Source organism: Paenibacillus sp. USHLN196 (assembly GCF_037144955.1).
In the GTDB taxonomy this organism is placed as follows: domain Bacteria; phylum Bacillota; class Bacilli; order Paenibacillales; family Paenibacillaceae; genus Paenibacillus; species Paenibacillus xylanexedens_C.
The window spans coordinates 138,664-155,715 of record NZ_JBBCYH010000009.1 but is presented as its reverse complement, the minus strand read 5'-3'; the positions used below and the strand labels follow the sequence as shown (position 1 = coordinate 155,715).

The following is a 17,052-nucleotide window of genomic DNA, read 5'->3' as shown; positions in this document are numbered from 1 at the left end:
CCGACAATGAGCATGAATGCTGTCATGTCGAATGATACAGGTGCAAATGCCGTCAAATCATATGATTATGAATTTTTCATGTCAATTTTATTAACTCCATTACTCCAACACGCTCCCGCGATAGCGGAAATCATTGCTGTATAGCTTTTTCTTGTGTTATCTTATGTAACGTAGAAATGCATTCGAGCATAAAATAAAGGACTATACTTAACATAGGACGCTTAAGTAATGGATAAATATCTATGTAATGGGGGCTGAACAGCAGTGTTAGGCAAATCAGGTAAAGTAGCGGTGATTGGGGCGGGTCTTGTCGGTTCGAGTTGCGCGTATTCCATGATTAATCAATCGATATGCAGGGAAATTATGATGGTGGACCGGACGTATGACCGCGCTGTAGCCCAGGCGCTGGATTTTTCCCATTGTATGGACTTCACACATAACCGCACCAAAGTATATGCAGGAACGTACGCCGATTGCGGCAATATGGATGTAATTATCCTAACGGCCGGGGCGAATCCCAAGCCAGGACAGACAAGGCTGGATATTCTGGAGGAAGCGGAGTCGATTGCCAAAGACATCGTGGTTCCGATCATGAACAGTGGGTTTAACGGGATTTTTGTCGTCGCTGCTAATCCGGTTGACATAGTAACTTATATGGTATGGAAATTATCAGGCCTGCCGCGTGAGCATGTGATCGGTACAGGGACGTCCATTGACTCTTCGCGGCTCAAAACACTGCTGTCTGAAGTCTTCTCCATCGATCCACGCAGTGTGCACGGTTATGCTCTCGGGGAGCACGGAGAATCCCAGTTCGTGGCCTGGTCGCATGTTACCATCGGCGGTAAACCGATTATGCACATCATGGATCAGCACAAGGAGCGTTTCAAACATCTGGATCTGGACGATATCGCACGTAAAACGAAGGATGCCGGCTGGGAGATCTTTACCCGCAAAGGCTCTACTCAATTCGGGATCGGTAACGCCCTCGCACATATTACCCGCTCCATCCTCAATGACGAACACAAGATCATCGCGGTATCGGCTATTCTGGACGGAGAGTACGAGCAACACAACGTCTGCGTCGGTGTTCCCGCAATCATCGGGGGAAATGGCATTCAAGAGATTATCGAATTGAATCTGGATGCAATGGAACGTGAGAAATTCAACAATTCCTGTGAAATCCTATCAGGTAACATCAATCGTCTGACACTGGCATAACCCATTCGTATACAGCTCTCAACTTCATAGACTTCAGCGACTTCAATCCCCTCAACGCAAACACGCCAATAACACTCCATTCTGGGAGGTTTATTGGCGTGTTTGCATGCACTTATATTTTTCACAGTTAGTCTGTTGTTCAACTCGGGGCAAGCTGGGGTTCATCCGTTGGTCCCCACTGCTGTAACACCCGCTTCAATTCACTCAGCATAACCGGTTTGCTAATAAAGTCACGCATGCCTATCTCCAGACAGGCTTCCTTTTCTTCACGTTTGGCATTGCCTGTCACTGCGATGATGGGCGGTATGCGATCCTGAGGAATTAGTCGGTGTAACAAGTCAGTCGCCTTCAGACCGTCCATGACAGGCATATGGATGTCCATCAGCACAATATCATAAGCATTCTGAGAGATGGCATCAATAGCTTCCACGCCGTTAGTACATACATCTGCATGGTAACCGAGCTTCTCCAGATATTCTCGCAGGATCTTCCGATTCACCGGATGATCCTCAGCCACGAGAATCCGCATGGCTACCTTGTCACTTTGGCGTGTACGATCATGATGGAATTGACTTGCTGTCTGTTCTGCCGAAGCGTCTACACTCGTCGCAGGAACAGCAAACCGGAAGGTGGAACCTTCTCCTTCCGTACTCTCGACACTGATACTGCCACCCATAATTTCAACAAGTCGTTTCGAGATGACCAGTCCCAAGCCTGTACCTCCATACTTGCGGTTAATCACCGGATGCAGCTGAGAGAACGACTGGAACAACTGATCCAGCTTGTCAGCCGGAATGCCGATGCCTGTATCTTGCACAGCAAAATCAAGCACGCTGTCTTCAGGTTTCCTGCCCTTGATGATATCCACGTTCACATCAATACTTCCCCGGTCTGTGAACTTCAGCGCATTACCAACCAGATTCACCAGAATCTGCCGGATACGCATGGAGTCCCCCACCATGAATTCAGGGATGCTTGGATTGAGACGAAATCTGATCTCTAGCTGTTTCTCATCTGCACGAGGTTTAAACAGTTCGGCAACCTGTTCCAGCATCTTGCGTAATGCAAATGGTTCGTAAGCCAGCGCCATTTTACCGGATTCCAGCTTACTGAAGTCCAAAATATCATTAAGGATGTTCAGCAGTGCATCGCCGCTGTCTTGAATAATCTCGGCATACTCACGCTGTTCTTCTGATAAATCAGTTCCAATCAACAGCTCTGTCATACCCACGATCCCGTTCATCGGTGTCCGGATCTCATGGCTGACCATCGATAGAAACTCTGACTTGGCCTGAGCTGCCAGCTCAGCTGTCTCTTTGGCACGTACAATTTCACGTTCGCCAGTCATGTCATTGAATACGACTACCGCGCCCTGAATCTGTCCCTGTTCAATAATCGGCGTCACCTGATACTGCACCAGAAAACTGCTGCCATCTTTGCGCCAGAACACATCTTCCTTGATGGACCGTCTCTGTCCATCCAACACGGTCATGTGGATGGGGCACTCTTCTTTTGGGAAATGACTTCCGTCTGCACGGGTGTGATGGATAATGGGATGTGAGTTTTTGCCGATGAATTCTTTCGCCTCATAACCGAACATCGAAGCTGCTGCAGGATTCATAAACATGGTGATTCCATCCGCATCCAAACCATATATTCCTTCCGTAACTGTGTTGAGAATTAGCTCATGTTGCTTGCTAAGCTCCTGAATCCGTTCCGTATATTCCTTACGCTCGGTAATATCGGACACGATTCCATAGACACCTACCACTTCTTTATCCACAATAATGGGCACATTCGTAACCGACACTTCGATCTTCCGACCACTTGAATTCACAATTCGAGTCTCATAATATTGCGGATCACCTTGCTTAACCTTGTCAAAGTTCGTTTTACCGTTTTGAACTTCACATTTATCCAGATTGGACAAAAACGATTTGCCAATAAGCTTATTGCGTGGAACATCCAGCATTTGGACCAGCTTGCTGTTCACCGCACTATATTCGCCCTCCAGATTCAATGAATACACGGCCGCCGGATTATGTTCGAACAGCGATCTGTATCGCTGCCGACTTTCTCGAAGTCGTCTATCTGCATCTTTGTGCTGAGTAATATCCCTGCTGATGCTGACGATCTGCGTACTCTTGCCCCGTTCTCCAGCCACGGGCTTCGCCAATGTCTCCATCCAGATGTAGTGTCCCTTTTTGTGTAACACACGCATCTTGCAACCATTACCAATCTTCGAAAGTTCCATAGGATCAGGATAATCTCCGGGATAACAATAATCCTTGAAAGACTTTCCTGTGACTTCCTCCGGCTTGTAACCAAGCAGGGTGTATACGGAAGGTGAGACGTATAACAGCACGCCATCCGTTGTACAAGTCGTAATGAGATCTTGCGCATGGTCAGCGAGTACCTGATATTTCTCCCGGGTCTCCTGCAGCTCACGTTCCACTTTCAAGATATCGGTAACATCTTTGGCAATGCCGTAGATACCGACAACTTCATTGTCCGCTGTAATTGGTATATAGGTAATCTGTGCCTGTTTCAGGGAACCATCTTTATGATAAAAAGTAATGGAATTACTGACTGAACGTCCAGCCAGTACCTCTTTAATATATTCTTTGCGTGAATTTTCACTGTCCGGAGGACAGATCTGATTACGACTCATACGAATCAAATCATCCAGTGTATGCCCTGATATCCGCTCTACTGAGGGATTAGCATCCATATAGTTGCCATGGATGTCCATCACATATATGGCATCCGGATGGTTGAAAAACAATGATTGGTAAGAACTTCCCTCCGAAATAATGCGTTTCAGGGTTTCCGTTTTATTAACATCCAAGGCTTACCCCTCTTTTCTCAGCCAACATCTTCTTCTAACAACTGAAATTAATCATTATCTGTAAAATAGGCCTACCCTCGAATAACCATGTAAGCCAGCCTAGAAACAGCTTTTTTTATTTTACCAGATTCTCGTCTCATTTTGCTTACAATCTATTGATTAAATTCCCATGATGTGTCATGAAATAGTTGGAATTTGAATTAAAAATTATTGTATTTCAGAAAATTAACGATACATTTTGTATCGAAAAGGCTATAATCGTTAAAAAGTGTTGTTGAACTTCGGAGAGGACGGATGAATCATGCTGCCCAACAGAGTTAAGGTTGCTTACGGCAAACTAAGAGGCTTGGCCGTTTTTGGCAAGATCCAGCCATCCATGGGACTACTGCCACGAATCAGGGGTAAGGTATATCTGAATAAATTGGGTGATTTGCAAGTGGGGAAGAGGCTTAACATCATAGGTAAACCTTGGGGAACCCAGTTAACTGTGATTAAGGGCGCACGATTAACCATTGGCGATGACGTCATGATCAATGCTGGTGTAGGAATTGCGGCTAACGTAGAGGTGACGATTGGCAATAACGTCATGATCGGCCCGCGAACAAGCATATTCGACAGTGCCTATCACCGGATCGACTCGCTGGACGACGGAAGTCAGACCGCCAAGCGGATTGTAATTCAGGATAATGCCTGGATTGGTACAGGGGCGCTCATACTTCCCGGCGTCACCATCGGCAGAAATGCAGTCGTGGCTGCCGGAAGCACAGTAACCAAAGATGTCCCCGAGAATACGCTTGTAGCCGGAGCACCAGCCAAGATTATTCGGGAGCTGACCATTCATGATGGGTGGGTCAGACATTAGAAAAAATCCTCCTGAAGCATACATACAATAGAGCTTTGCATGTTTTGCCTAAGAAGGATCTTGATCTTACGATAAGCCGGTGTATAACCAATTATTCAAATTTCTTTTTTCGCAAAATACATCATCCCGATTCCAATGAAAATGACAGCACTGCCTCCGACGACCGCCAGCATCGTCATCAGTGGCACGTTGTAGGCTCCGAAACCTCCGCCGTCAACGGGTGTCATCAGAATCATCGGTTGTGCCCATGGATAATACGGCCCATATGTCGCTGAGTTCACGATGAGAATATTTGGTACGGTCAGGGCAAAATTCAGTGCGAGTGGTGCAGCAAAACTGCTCCACACCAATGATACGAACATCTGCAGGGCAGCAAGTGGTACACAGGCCAATAACCCAAGCAGTAATTTCCCTACCAAGAACCCCCAAGGGATCGGCTCCGTGATGCCATGAATCAACCCTGCCAGCAGAATGGACATCAGTAACAATGCTTGCGTACCCGCCAGAAGCATTAGTACAATCGTCAGTTTGCCTGCATACACGCCTGAACGTGTGAGCGGTAACACGAGCATCTGCTTCCACCCTCCTCCTGCATGCTCGAAACGGCAGACAAAGGACGTGAACACGCCGGTCAGCATCGGTAACAGGAGCAGTCCATGCAGGAAGACCATGGTGGTCATTAATACCTGCCAATTCCCCGACGGAGTGGACAACAGTCCGATCAGCAGCGCAATGAGTGGACTCAGCAGGACCAGGAGCCATATGGGGGATTTGCCCATTTTCAACCGTTCAGCGGACAGAATTCGGAAATACGTTGTCGCAAAACTCATATCAGGCCACATCCTTCCGACTGAAATGCACCATACCCAGCAACAGAATCAAGAGTCCCAGACCTGCACCCATGCCTGCATACAGGTATGGATTGGGTCCATTCCAAGCCATCTGTGGCCAAGCTAGTGGAAAGTTCGGCGAGATACTGAGTGCGAACATGCCCGTTATTGCGAGAACGATGCCCAGTGTCACGGGAAGTGCCTGATTCTTGTTTACCATGGTGAGCCATAACTCCAGTGACAACACCGGAAGCGCACCAGCCAAGGGTAGCAACCCCAGCTTGATCGCATGCGTCCAAGGGATCTCACTGGCATGGAATCCGAGGATCAGACCCAGACCTATAATCCCTGCAGTTAGCAGCAAACAGGAGATCACCAGCAACACACAGGCAAGCAGAAACTTGGCTAAATACACGGCTGGTCTGGGAATCGGCATCGCGAGCAGCTGTTTCCATGATCCCTGTTCATGCTCGACATTAGCGATCATGGAGCTGAGAATGGTTGCTCCCAGCATCAGTGACAACGGTACAAAGACAACCACATTGCCGAGCAATCCGCCCCACAGGTTATCTGCGTACTGCTCTTTCAGATAGTCCAGACGCAAACCGAAGTTAAGCGCCTGCATCGCGATCAATCCAAGAGGAGCCAGGAAAACGAGGAACCAGATTCCCTTCCCTCGAATCTTAAGCCAATCCGAAGACAATGCACGTCCCGTCATATGGATGCCCCCTCGCCAATGACCCGCATGAACAGATCTTCCAGAGACTGACGTTGTTCCTCCACACGATACACATCATGATCCTGCTCAATCAATCGGCGCACAAGCAGTGCAACCGAAGGGTTATCCATATAGGGGAATGTTAACGTAGAACCTTGTCGCTGACCGAATTGACCCTGTTCTCTGGCCAGCTTCATGGCCTCTTCCGGCTCGGAAACCGTTAACCGAATCGAGCTGCCCGTCTGACTATGCAGACTCGCAATAGTATCCTGAAGTACCATCTTGCCTTCACGGATAATGCCGACGCGGCTTGCCATCTGTTCGACTTCACTGAGCAAGTGGCTGGAAACAAGTACGGTAATGCCATGTTCCAGAGGCATACGCTTGATCAATTCCCGAATCTCCTGAATGCCCGCAGGATCAAGCCCATTCGTCGGCTCGTCCAGAATGAGCAGCTCCGGTTCACCCAGCAAGGCGCTGGCTATACCAAGGCGCTGCTTCATGCCAAGGGAGTATCCCTTTACCGAACGTTTGGCATCCTTGGTCAGATCTACAATGGACAGCACTTCAGCAATTCTCGATTTCGGTACATTGATAATCCGGCGCAGTGTTTCCAGGTTCTCCACCGCATTTAGATGTCCATAATAAGACGGATATTCGACCAGTGAACCAACACGGCGCAGAATGTCCATGCGATCCTTGCGGATGTCCTTGTCGAAGACACGGATCACGCCTTTGGTTGGTTTAATCAAGCCGAGAAGCATGCGAATCGTTGTGGTTTTACCGGCACCATTGGGACCGAGGAAGCCGTAGATATCTCCCTTTTTAATATGCAGATCAAGTTCACGGACCGCTGCACGGTCCCGGTATGTTTTCCATAGATTAGCCGTTTGAATAATATTTTCACTCACTGTATGATCACCTCAGAACTATCGTAACCGTCCAAGGTTAAAGCCAAGGTAGTCTCCAGTTTAAGTTTAGTTTAAAAAAAACTACTCCCCTGGTTTGTGGCTTCCCGCACCACTGTAGATATATGTTCGGACACCCGCTTCGGAGCTGTCTACCCGCTTGCGCAGTCCCATCTCACGAATCAGCAGGTCTACAATGGATAAGCCAAGACCCGTACCTTTCGTGTCAGAATCCTGTTGCAGTCCAGGACCCCGATCCTGAACAACAATGGCCGTCTCGCCCTGAATCTCCTGCGTTGTTATGCCGATATACTTTCCGCTCGCAGCATGACGGATCACGTTCTGAAACAGATTATCGAGAATACGCCGCATACCCTGTTCATCCATTTGCCATATCAAAGGTTTCTCCGGCAGGTCAATATCAATCTCGAATTGTTCTCTCTCCCAGACCGGATACCATGAGGCCGCCGTCTCTCTGACGATCCGAAGCATATCTTTCTCTTCCAGTTTCAGTGTATATTTCCCGCTCGTAAGCAAATTATAGGATAACATGTTGTCAATGAGGCCGCCGAGATCCTCCATCTTCGCTTCCATGCGCTGTAATGAGTGGATGCCTTGTTCGCTGAGGTTTTCTTTATGCAGTGCATGCATATGTCCTCGAATTACCGTTAACGGCGTGCGAAGATCATGGGAAAGCCCGGCAATGAGGCGTTTGCGCAATAGTTCTTCCTCGCGTTCCCGGTGATGACTGTCAGTGAGTTGATGCACCATCTGATTAAATGAATCCTCCAGCTGACCAATCTCATCCGACTGACGAATGTCAACCGGAAGTGGAATGCCTGCCTTGCCCGGGGTCATCATTGCCGTCTGCAACCGAATAAGCCTTTTGCGAATACGTGCGAAGAAGAGAATCGACATGATAATGAAGATCAGAAAGATGATGGTCATTACGATACCGAGATACAAGAGTTCCATCGGCCAGTTACTCTGTCTCATTTGCAAAAGCGACCGCGGAACTTCAATGATCATGAATCCCTGTCCTTTGTCCTGTTCATTTCCACCAATATATGCAACGACGGTCAGTGGATCGCGAAAGGAAGCTTCTTTCATGAATTGCACCGTATTGTTCACATTCCATAAGGCTGGAATATGAGTCTCGGTCGTTTGCCCGGAATCCAGTGACCATCTCAATGTCGTGTCTGTCAGGCCATCCGGCGATGGGGATTTCAGAAGCGTTACATCTTCACCCCCAAGAATAAAGACGGTTTCGCCGCTCGTATTCACACGATACATGGAAGATTTGGGATACGTGCCATGTAATTGCTCCAATCGGGCCCTAATCTCTTCCTCCGAAGCACCATCCAGGTTCTCCGCTTCACGCGACCAAAGGTTACTGATCCGGGTAACGTCACCGTAAGGTGCCTCTCGGTCCGTGTTCGTATTATTCACTACGACAATATAGATAACGGATATGATTGGAAGGACAACAGGCACAAACAATATAGCCGCCAGGATCAGGATAATGTATCGGGACATCAAAGACCGTCCAAATCGAAGCTTTCCCTGCCCGGTTTGCTTATAATTATGATCCATGCTCTGTTCTCCTTTCTTGCTCTTCCGTGCTCTGAACCAGTGGATCATGGCTTCTTCACACGATATCCAACACCACGAACTGTCTGAATAATAACAGGGTTAGCCGGATCAAGCTCCAACTTTTCGCGCAGATGTCGAATATGTACCATTAAGGTCTTGTCCCCATCCAGATATGGCTCGTTCCATACGGCTTCATAGATCTGCTCTTTGGTTCGAATCATGCCCATATGTCGTAACAGGTAGGCGAAGATATGGAACTGTTTGCCCGATAAAACAACCTCATCCCCCGTCTCATCATTGACGATCCGGTTATCTTTCTCATAGATCGAGAGATGATCCAGCTTCAAGGCCGCATCGGATGAGATCGCAGTCCCTGCCTTCCGCAGCTGAACTTCAATTCGGGCAGCCAGTTCATCGGGGTGAAACGGCTTGGTCACATAGTCATCGGCAAAATCAAGACCATGCAGCTTATCGTCAATAGACGTTCTCGCCGATAACATGACAATAGGAATAGCCGGATGTTCTTTTTTCAGTCGCTGTCCGACCGTGAATCCATCCAGCCCTGGCAGCATGACATCCAGAATGATCAATGAGCAGCCAACAGCAGCTTCAGCTGCACCTTCACCACTTCCGAGCCAGATCACTTCATAACCACGCTCCTCCAGATCAGCCCTTACCCATGTTGCAATTTCCGTGTCATCTTCAATGTATAACAGTTTAGTTTTCATACGCGCATTCGTTTCCTTTCTACACCAGTTGGGTTAATTATATCTTAATCATTAGCTTGCGTGATGTCATGTCATACCAGTCCACGAAGTACATAACATGTTTACAAATAACGGGAGGGAACTTAATATGCTGCTGGAAGCCATCTATCATCAACCGAAGCGGAACTGGGCCTATGCCTACGATCAGGATACAATCCGCCTGCGTCTTCGTTCCAAAAAGAATGATCTGACCGAGGTATACGCACTGACAGGGGATAAGTATGCATGGGATGAAACCAAAGCCCTGGTTCCTTTAACCAAGTTTACGACAGACTCCATGTTCGATTATTACGAAGGTGAAGTGAAGCCTCCTTACCATCGGCTGAAGTACTCTTTTCTATTAAAAGACGGAGACGAGCAGATCTGGATGACCGAGACGGGCTTCCAGGAAGAAGAGCCGGACGATCCGGGCCGCATGTTCCAATTCCCCTACATACATGCCGGGGCCGTATTCACACCCCCTGAATGGGTGAAGGATGCGATATTCTATCAAATTTTCCCGGAACGATTTGCCAATGGCAACCCGGATATCAATCCGGACAATGTAGAACCCTGGGGCGGCGAGCCAACACCGTTTAATTTCTTCGGTGGTGATCTTCAAGGCGTAATCGACCATCTCGATTATCTCAGTGAACTCGGCATCAACGCGATCTACTTCACCCCCATCTTCGAGGCAACGACCAATCATAAATATGATACAGAAGATTATCTGCGGGTAGATCGTCACTTTGGAGACGCAGATACCGTCAAACGACTGGTTGAGCTATGCCATGCGCGTGGAATTCGTGTACTGCTCGACGCCGTGTTCAACCATTCCGGGAAGACCTTCGCACCATTCGTCGATGTGCAGAAGAACGGAGAACAATCCAAATACAAGGACTGGTTCCATGTACACGAATTCCCGCTGGATGTGAAAGATGGCATTCCTACGTATGAGACATTCGGATTCGAAGCGCATATGCCGAAGCTGAATACGGAGAATTCCGAGGTGAAGGCCTATCTGCTGGAGGTTGCCGAGTACTGGATCAAGGAAGTGGGTGCGGACGGATGGCGGCTGGATGTTGCGGACGAAGTGGATGATGCATTCTGGCGTGAATTCCGTCATGTAGTCAAGGCCGCTAATCCGGAAGCCTATATTCTGGGTGAAGTCTGGAATGAGTCCTCTGCCTGGCTGCAGGGCGATCAGTTCGATGCTTCCATGAACTATCCTTTTACCGATGCCGTAAATGCCTTTTTTGTGAAAAATACGATGCAGGCCGAACAGTTCGCGAACTCCATCGGTCGACAGTTATCCCGCTATCCGCTTCAGGCCAGCCAAGTAGCATTCAACTTGCTGGACAGCCACGATACCCCGCGTCTGCTCACCCTGTGTGAGGGCGATCAGCGCAAGATGAAGCTGGCTGCACTATTCCAGTTCAGTTACATGGGTGCTCCGTGTATCTATTACGGAGACGAGATTGGCATGGACGGCGAACATGATCCGGGTTGCCGGAAATGCATGGAATGGGACGAAGCGAAGCAGGACCGGGAGTTGCTCGACTTTTATCAGAAACTGATCTCACTACGTCATGCTCATCCCGCCCTGCGTGCGGAAGGCACCATTCGTTTCCTGCAGGCTCGCCCCGATGGCAGCCAACTGGTACTCGAACGGCAAGACGATGAGGAACGCATCCTGATCTTGTTCAATCGTTCAGAGGAGACAGCCATTGTCGAACTGGAAGCAGGAGACGGGGAATGGACAGAGCTATTCGGCGGAAACCATCGTACTGCCAAGGATGATGGCGTGCTTGCCATTGAATTGCCTGCGTATGGATATGCTGTACTGAGTACGGCTGTGAGTCAGAGATCATCTTAATACACATACATCTATCAACACATTTTATGAAATACATCCTAGCCTCGCCTCATCACAAAACAAGCGTCCTGCATGACCTGGATTCAGGTTTGCGGACGCTTATTTTGGGATTAGCCGTTATGCATATGTCGCAGTATTATTCTCTCGGCATAGCCTGTTGTCAGATTAAACCTGGGAATCAGGTGTTTCCGGCTCTGCACGCTTTGCCTTCGGTTTGGCCAGCTTTTGCATCATTTTGCGTCCCGTTGGTGTCTGGGCCAATCCGCCTTGGGCTGTCTCCCGGTGTCGGCTCGGCATCGCACTGCCTACTTCCAGCATGACGTCGATGACTTCGTCTGACGGAATGGCACTACGCACACCGGCCAATGCCATGTCGGCCGCAGCCAATGCTGTGACGGCACCCAGTCCGTTACGGACGATGCACGGAATTTCGACGAGACCTGCGACTGGATCGCAGATAAGGCCAAGTGTATTTTTTAACGCCAAGCCAACGGCATGAACGACCTGCTCCGGTGTACCTCCACGCAGTTCAACCATGGCACCCGCAGCCATACCAATCGCAGAACCGACTTCCGCCTGACAGCCACCCTCGGCACCAGAGATAAATGAATTGTTCGCAATAACATAACCGATTGCCCCAGCACAGAACAACCCGTTGACCAAGTGTTCGTCCGTCCAGCCAAACCGCTCCTGTGAACTGATAAACACACCAGGAATAATGCCGCAGGAACCGGCTGTTGGTGTTGCCACGATGCGGCCCATGGAAGCATTCACTTCGGATACACACAGGGCATACGCCATCGCAAGTGCAGAAGCATCACCAGAGCAAGTCTCACCTTTGCGAATGTACTCGGCCATTTTCTTACCGTCTCCACCCGTTAACCCACTGCGTGATGTGGTATCTTCCGTTAACCCCTTCTGTACCGCTTCCTTCATCACTTGATAATAGTCTGACATCTGCTGCACAACGTCCGCTTCAGGCGTATTCGTTTCTTGGACCTGCTCCTCAATCATCAGCTGAGCAATGGTTTTGGATTCCGCTGTACAGATCGTATTCAGTTCGTGCAGATGTTTAAACCGCATCCGAATCAACTCCTCTCTTCAAATCAATGACACGAATGTCCAGTACATGGTCGAGCGAACGCAGACGCTTCAACATATCCGGATTAGGCACGCCGTCCATCTCCATTGCCGTCAGCGCTTCACCATCCCGAGCTTTCCGATCCACCTGCATATAACCGATGTTAACTCCCGATGAACTGATCGTAGACGTCACTGACGCAAGTACACCTGCTTTGTCAGCATGCCGCAGAACGAGTGTAGGGAATTCACCACTGATCTGGACACGAAAATCATTCATCGCATGTACCGATACGCTGCCGCCACCAATGGAAGCCCCGATCAAGGAGCAGGCACGTTCTCCATGCCATAACTCAATTTTGACCGTGTTCGGATGAGGAGCAGGCAGGCCGCTTGTATAAAACTCAACCTCCATGCCCGCTTCTTCTGCGTATTGCTCGGCATCCGGGATACGCGGATCGTCTGTGACATAGTCCAGCAGACCGCCGATCAGTGCCAGATCCGTGCCGTGGCCCTGATACGTATCTGCAAATGAACCGTACAGCGTCAGTCGTGCCCGATCCGGCGTACAACCGAGCCACTGACGAGCAATTCTCCCTAACCTTGCTGCTCCAGCTGTATGTGAACTTGAAGGCCCCGTCATCGACGGGCCAATAATTGAAAACACATCTTTAAATCGCACCTTATAACCCTCCAATTGTATTCGTCATTTGCATCCAGATTCCATGCCACAATGTTCCTTTTTTACTGAATGATGACATCAAAAAAGGACAGAAGAAGGCCCCAGGCCCTCTCTCTGTCCTCGATACCTGAGAGTTTCATGATCAGCAGTGTCCAAGGACAAGGTGAATGCCTGCGATTACAGGCAAGGTCACCGGGCTAACTGATCATATACCCCTTGGGTGGCGCAGTTCGCGCACTCTCCAGAGTTGCGTCCAACGATGGTACATTTACCTGAGAGATTAACCACTGCGCCGGGTGCGCAGCAGCTTGCTCCTTCGGTGCCTGAACTCTAGCCATTTTACTCGGCCAACCCAGGTCTCTCCCGCTCGTTATCATCCGCTGTATGGAACCATTTCTGAACTGATGTCAGAACAGTAATGGAAGTCGTTATTTTCTTCTTCATTAAGATTAATCGACCGGAAGATCAGTGTCAACAAACTTAACGATTTCTTTGGGTATATTTCCCTAATTTCCTGTTGCATCGATGTAAAACAGAATGATTTGTCAGCTTTTATCACATACATACGATAAGAGAGCCTTATATAAAGCATATTTTTGTGTTCCTACAAATAACCCAACTATGTGCTTACTACTATCTATGTTGTTATCCACCAAACAGTTCGGGTGTTCTGGCAACCCTTATCTTTGAAGTACAGTTCTTCGATTTCCCAGCTGAATCCTTATATCAGGATTACACCTCATAACTCGTAGAAGATGCTCTCGTTCTGTACATAGGGTCTACAATACTTGCTGCACAGCTTCGGCATGCGGTCTTTCATCCATTCGTGTCTCGATTCATTTGCCATCTGAAAGGCATAATAACCCAGTGTAAAAATCAACATGAATCCTTCCATTAACCGCATATCCCGATCCGTTAGCGGTGCACTCTGTTTCGTGTAACCAGATAGAAACTGTTCACGCTCTTCCCGATTGAACATAAGTGCTGCCCCTCCAGCATCGAAAAGATAATAACCATAACCGTATAGACAAAAATCAATCATAGATATGCCCTCATCCGTTATCAGCAGATTATTGCGGGTAATATCCCCATGAATGACTCCCCATGTCTTTGTATCGTACGGATATGTTTCTAACTGCTCATTAATGTTCTCGAACGTTTCTCGAAGCAGATCAAAGTCTTCCGTTGTAAAAATCCCCAGTCTGACGCCTTCCTCCAGCTGTCCTAGCATGACCAAGTTCTCTTGAATGTTGCCATATGCCGGCCGTACCTTCGTTTGATCTAGCTGACTCATCTCTCTTCCTGTCCGCTGATGATCGTTGCTATCCACTATTCCTCTGCTTTCAACCGTTCCCTCAATGGCTTCGGGTTTCTCCTGTACGCGTCCATATTGATGAAGCGTCTGCAGTTGTGCCCCAAGATCATAGATCTGCTCTGTTGTCAGGCGCTCTCCCTGCTGGATGTCCCTGCCCTCAATCCACTCCAGTACCGTACAACAGGTCTCTTTCCCTTCCTCACTTCTCCATACCGTGACCCATTCACCTGATACATTGCGTACCGGATGTTGCACGCGTAATGCTGTCGTTGCGTTTAAATCATGAAGCAGATTCATCTCTGCCTCCAGTGCAGGAAGCGTATGTTGAATCCCAGACATACTTGCATATGCAGCTTGATGGATACGCAGCAGATACTTCTGCCCGCTCGCTTCATCCACGACATGGTACGTCAGATTCTCGTTGTGACGAATATAAGAAACGACAGGTTTTTCAATCGTGTAGTTCTGTATGATATCAGCTGCCATGTGGTCGTAAGACATCTTATCCGTAGTGATTATCAACATCTCCTTCGAAGTTATGTAAACGTTCTCTTCATACTGAATATCGTAGCATAATGTCTAACTCGCATACAGAAAATCCCACTAAAATTATAAATTAAAAAGCACAACCCCTGAACAACTGTCCAGGCATTGTGCTTTCTATTATCTCTATTTATTTCTTTATCTCTATTACTCTATGTTACACTCCATGATCCAATTAACCGAAACGTCCCATAATGTATTCTTGCGTTAGGCGATTGTCCGGGTTCGTGAAAATGTGCTCTGTATCCCCGTGCTCAACCATACTTCCCAGATAGAAATAAGCCGTGTAATCCGAGATGCGTGCCGCCTGCTGCATGTTATGGGTAACAATGACGATCCGCAGATCTTTCTTAAGCTCGGTAATCAATTCCTCAACCTTACCCGTGGATACTGGATCAAGGGCAGATGCCGGCTCATCGAGCAGCAGAATCTGTGGTTCAACAGACAAAGCGCGAGCGATACATAGACGCTGCTGTTGTCCGCCGGAGAGAGACAGAGCTGACTCATGCAGTCTGTCTTTCACTTCATCCCAGAGCGCAGCACGGCGCAAGCTTTTTTCCACAATTTCATCCAGTGCCTTCTTACTCTTCGTACCACGGTAGCGGGGGCCAAACGCGATATTGTTGTAGATGGACTTATGAAAAGGATTCGGCTTCTGCCACACCATGCCAATCTTCTGGCGAAGCTTGATTACATCGGTTCCAGGCTCATTCAGATCGTTACCGTCCATCCAGATATGTCCCTCTGTGCGGGAACCAGCAATCTCGTCGTTCATCCGGTTAAGTGACCGGAGGAACGTGGATTTACCGCAACCAGACGGTCCAATAAGAGCCGTTACGCTTGCTTCAGGAAACGTCAGACTGATCTGCTTCACTGCCTGGAAATGTCCATAATATATGCTTAACTGTTCCGTACCAAAAGGTATGGCCATGTTGGTTCCTCCTTATTTCGAAGCTGTCATGCGGCGGAATACAACCCGACCGATCCAGCGTGCACTTAGATTGAACGCCAGCACGAGAATGACAAGCACGGCGGATGCCCCTGCTGCCACTTCTTTGGAATCTGGCCCAATGCCTTCACTATTTACTTTCCAGATATGGACAGCAAGTGTCTCTGCCGGACGGAAAGGATTAAGCGGTGATCTTGGACTCGTCGGATTCCAATCCGTGAAGTCCAATGGTGGACTACTCATACCTGCGGTGAACATCAGCGCGGCTGCTTCACCGAAGATCCGGCCGGAAGCCAGGATCGTACCCGTGATCAAGCTCGGCAATGCTACAGGCAGCAGAATGGAAGTGATAATCTTCCACTTGGACAGTCCCAGCGCCAGACCTGCTTCCTTCTGTTCCTTCGGAACGGCCCGGAAAGCCTGCTCCGTTGTCCGTACCATCAATGGCAGGTTAAAGATCGCCAGAGCCAAGGCACCCGAGATCAGGGAGAAACCAAGACCAAATGTATTTACAAGCAATAAGAGACCAAACAAACCAATAACGATGGAAGGGAATGATGACAATACTTCAACGACCAGACGAATGAAGCTTGTAATCTTGCCTGGTTTGGCGTATTCAGCCATGTAAATCCCGCCGCCCCATCCGAGTGGAATGGTAACAATCAAGGTCAGGATTAGCAAGAATACAGAGTTAAAGAGCTGTGGACCAATTCCGCCGCCACCTTTAAGCAACTGCGGTGCGCTTGTCAGGAAGTTCCAGCTAATATGTCCAATGCCTCTATACATGATGAAGCCAAGCAGACCGAGCAATAGAATAACAATGAACAGGGCCAGTATAACGATGACAGATGTTGCAATTTTATCTACCGTCTTTGCCTTCATTT

Annotated in this window: 14 protein-coding genes and 2 riboswitches; of the genes, 3 read left to right on the top strand and 11 right to left on the bottom strand. The window is 48.5% G+C overall.

Annotated elements, in window-relative coordinates; all coding sequences use genetic code 11:
* Positions 1-264 precede the first annotated feature (264 nt).
* Positions 265-1,218 carry an L-lactate dehydrogenase gene (locus tag WFI24_RS21625; RefSeq protein WP_336764114.1) on the top strand — a complete coding sequence of 318 codons (954 nt, stop codon included), beginning with the start codon at positions 265-267 and terminating at the stop codon, positions 1,216-1,218.
* 139 nt (positions 1,219-1,357) lie between these two features.
* Here WFI24_RS21625 and WFI24_RS21620 read toward each other — a convergent pair whose 3' ends face one another.
* Entirely contained in the window at positions 1,358-4,066 is a 2,709-nt protein-coding gene (locus tag WFI24_RS21620; RefSeq protein WP_336764112.1) for a PAS domain-containing hybrid sensor histidine kinase/response regulator, read from the bottom strand.
* 301 nt (positions 4,067-4,367) lie between these two features.
* Here WFI24_RS21620 and WFI24_RS21615 point away from each other — a divergent pair, with 301 nt between their 5' ends.
* Positions 4,368-4,928 carry an acyltransferase gene (locus WFI24_RS21615; protein ID WP_336764110.1) on the top strand — a complete coding sequence of 187 codons (561 nt, stop codon included), beginning with the start codon at positions 4,368-4,370 and terminating at the stop codon, positions 4,926-4,928.
* 95 nt (positions 4,929-5,023) lie between these two features.
* Here WFI24_RS21615 and WFI24_RS21610 read toward each other — a convergent pair whose 3' ends face one another.
* The 5 genes from WFI24_RS21610 to WFI24_RS21590 form a co-directional block, all read right to left on the bottom strand.
* Positions 5,024-5,758 carry an ABC transporter permease gene (locus WFI24_RS21610; RefSeq protein ID WP_336764108.1) on the bottom strand — a complete coding sequence of 245 codons (735 nt, stop codon included), beginning with the start codon at positions 5,756-5,758 and terminating at the stop codon, positions 5,024-5,026.
* A gap of 1 nt (position 5,759) precedes the next feature.
* A complete protein-coding gene (locus WFI24_RS21605; protein ID WP_336764106.1) occupies positions 5,760-6,476 on the bottom strand; it encodes an ABC transporter permease in 717 nt (238 codons plus the stop codon).
* Entirely contained in the window at positions 6,473-7,387 is a 915-nt protein-coding gene (locus WFI24_RS21600) for an ABC transporter ATP-binding protein (protein ID WP_336764104.1), read from the bottom strand. The genes WFI24_RS21605 and WFI24_RS21600 overlap by 4 nt, the downstream gene beginning before the upstream one ends.
* Before the next feature lie 81 nt (positions 7,388-7,468).
* Entirely contained in the window at positions 7,469-8,977 is a 1,509-nt protein-coding gene (locus tag WFI24_RS21595) for a sensor histidine kinase (RefSeq protein WP_336764102.1), read from the bottom strand.
* A gap of 44 nt (positions 8,978-9,021) precedes the next feature.
* A complete protein-coding gene (locus WFI24_RS21590; RefSeq protein ID WP_336764100.1) occupies positions 9,022-9,705 on the bottom strand; it encodes a response regulator transcription factor in 684 nt (227 codons plus the stop codon).
* A 127-nt stretch (positions 9,706-9,832) separates the two neighbouring features.
* On the opposite strand from WFI24_RS21590, the gene WFI24_RS21585 reads away from it, so the two are divergent.
* Positions 9,833-11,599, top strand: coding sequence for an alpha-glycosidase (locus WFI24_RS21585; RefSeq protein ID WP_336764098.1), 1,767 nt, complete (start codon positions 9,833-9,835; stop codon positions 11,597-11,599).
* A gap of 165 nt (positions 11,600-11,764) precedes the next feature.
* Here WFI24_RS21585 and sdaAA read toward each other — a convergent pair whose 3' ends face one another.
* The 5 genes from sdaAA to pstA form a co-directional block, all read right to left on the bottom strand.
* Entirely contained in the window at positions 11,765-12,682 is a 918-nt protein-coding gene (sdaAA, locus tag WFI24_RS21580) for an L-serine ammonia-lyase, iron-sulfur-dependent, subunit alpha (RefSeq protein WP_145325649.1), read from the bottom strand.
* Entirely contained in the window at positions 12,672-13,361 is a 690-nt protein-coding gene (gene sdaAB / locus WFI24_RS21575) for an L-serine ammonia-lyase, iron-sulfur-dependent subunit beta (protein WP_145325650.1), read from the bottom strand. The genes sdaAA and sdaAB overlap by 11 nt, the downstream gene beginning before the upstream one ends.
* Positions 13,362-13,473: 112 nt before the next feature.
* Positions 13,474-13,608: riboswitch (glycine riboswitch) on the bottom strand.
* A 4-nt stretch (positions 13,609-13,612) separates the two neighbouring features.
* Positions 13,613-13,737, bottom strand: a riboswitch (glycine riboswitch).
* 363 nt (positions 13,738-14,100) lie between these two features.
* A complete protein-coding gene (locus WFI24_RS21570; RefSeq protein ID WP_336764095.1) occupies positions 14,101-15,162 on the bottom strand; it encodes a phosphotransferase enzyme family protein in 1,062 nt (353 codons plus the stop codon).
* 232 nt (positions 15,163-15,394) lie between these two features.
* Positions 15,395-16,150: a phosphate ABC transporter ATP-binding protein PstB gene (gene pstB / locus WFI24_RS21565; protein WP_145325655.1), complete on the bottom strand. Its 756-nt coding sequence runs from the start codon at positions 16,148-16,150 to the stop codon at positions 15,395-15,397.
* 12 nt (positions 16,151-16,162) lie between these two features.
* Positions 16,163-17,050 (bottom strand): phosphate ABC transporter permease PstA, encoded by an 888-nt coding sequence (gene pstA, locus WFI24_RS21560; RefSeq protein WP_336764280.1) that lies wholly within the window; start codon positions 17,048-17,050, stop codon positions 16,163-16,165.
* Between the last annotated feature and the right edge of the window lie 2 nt (positions 17,051-17,052).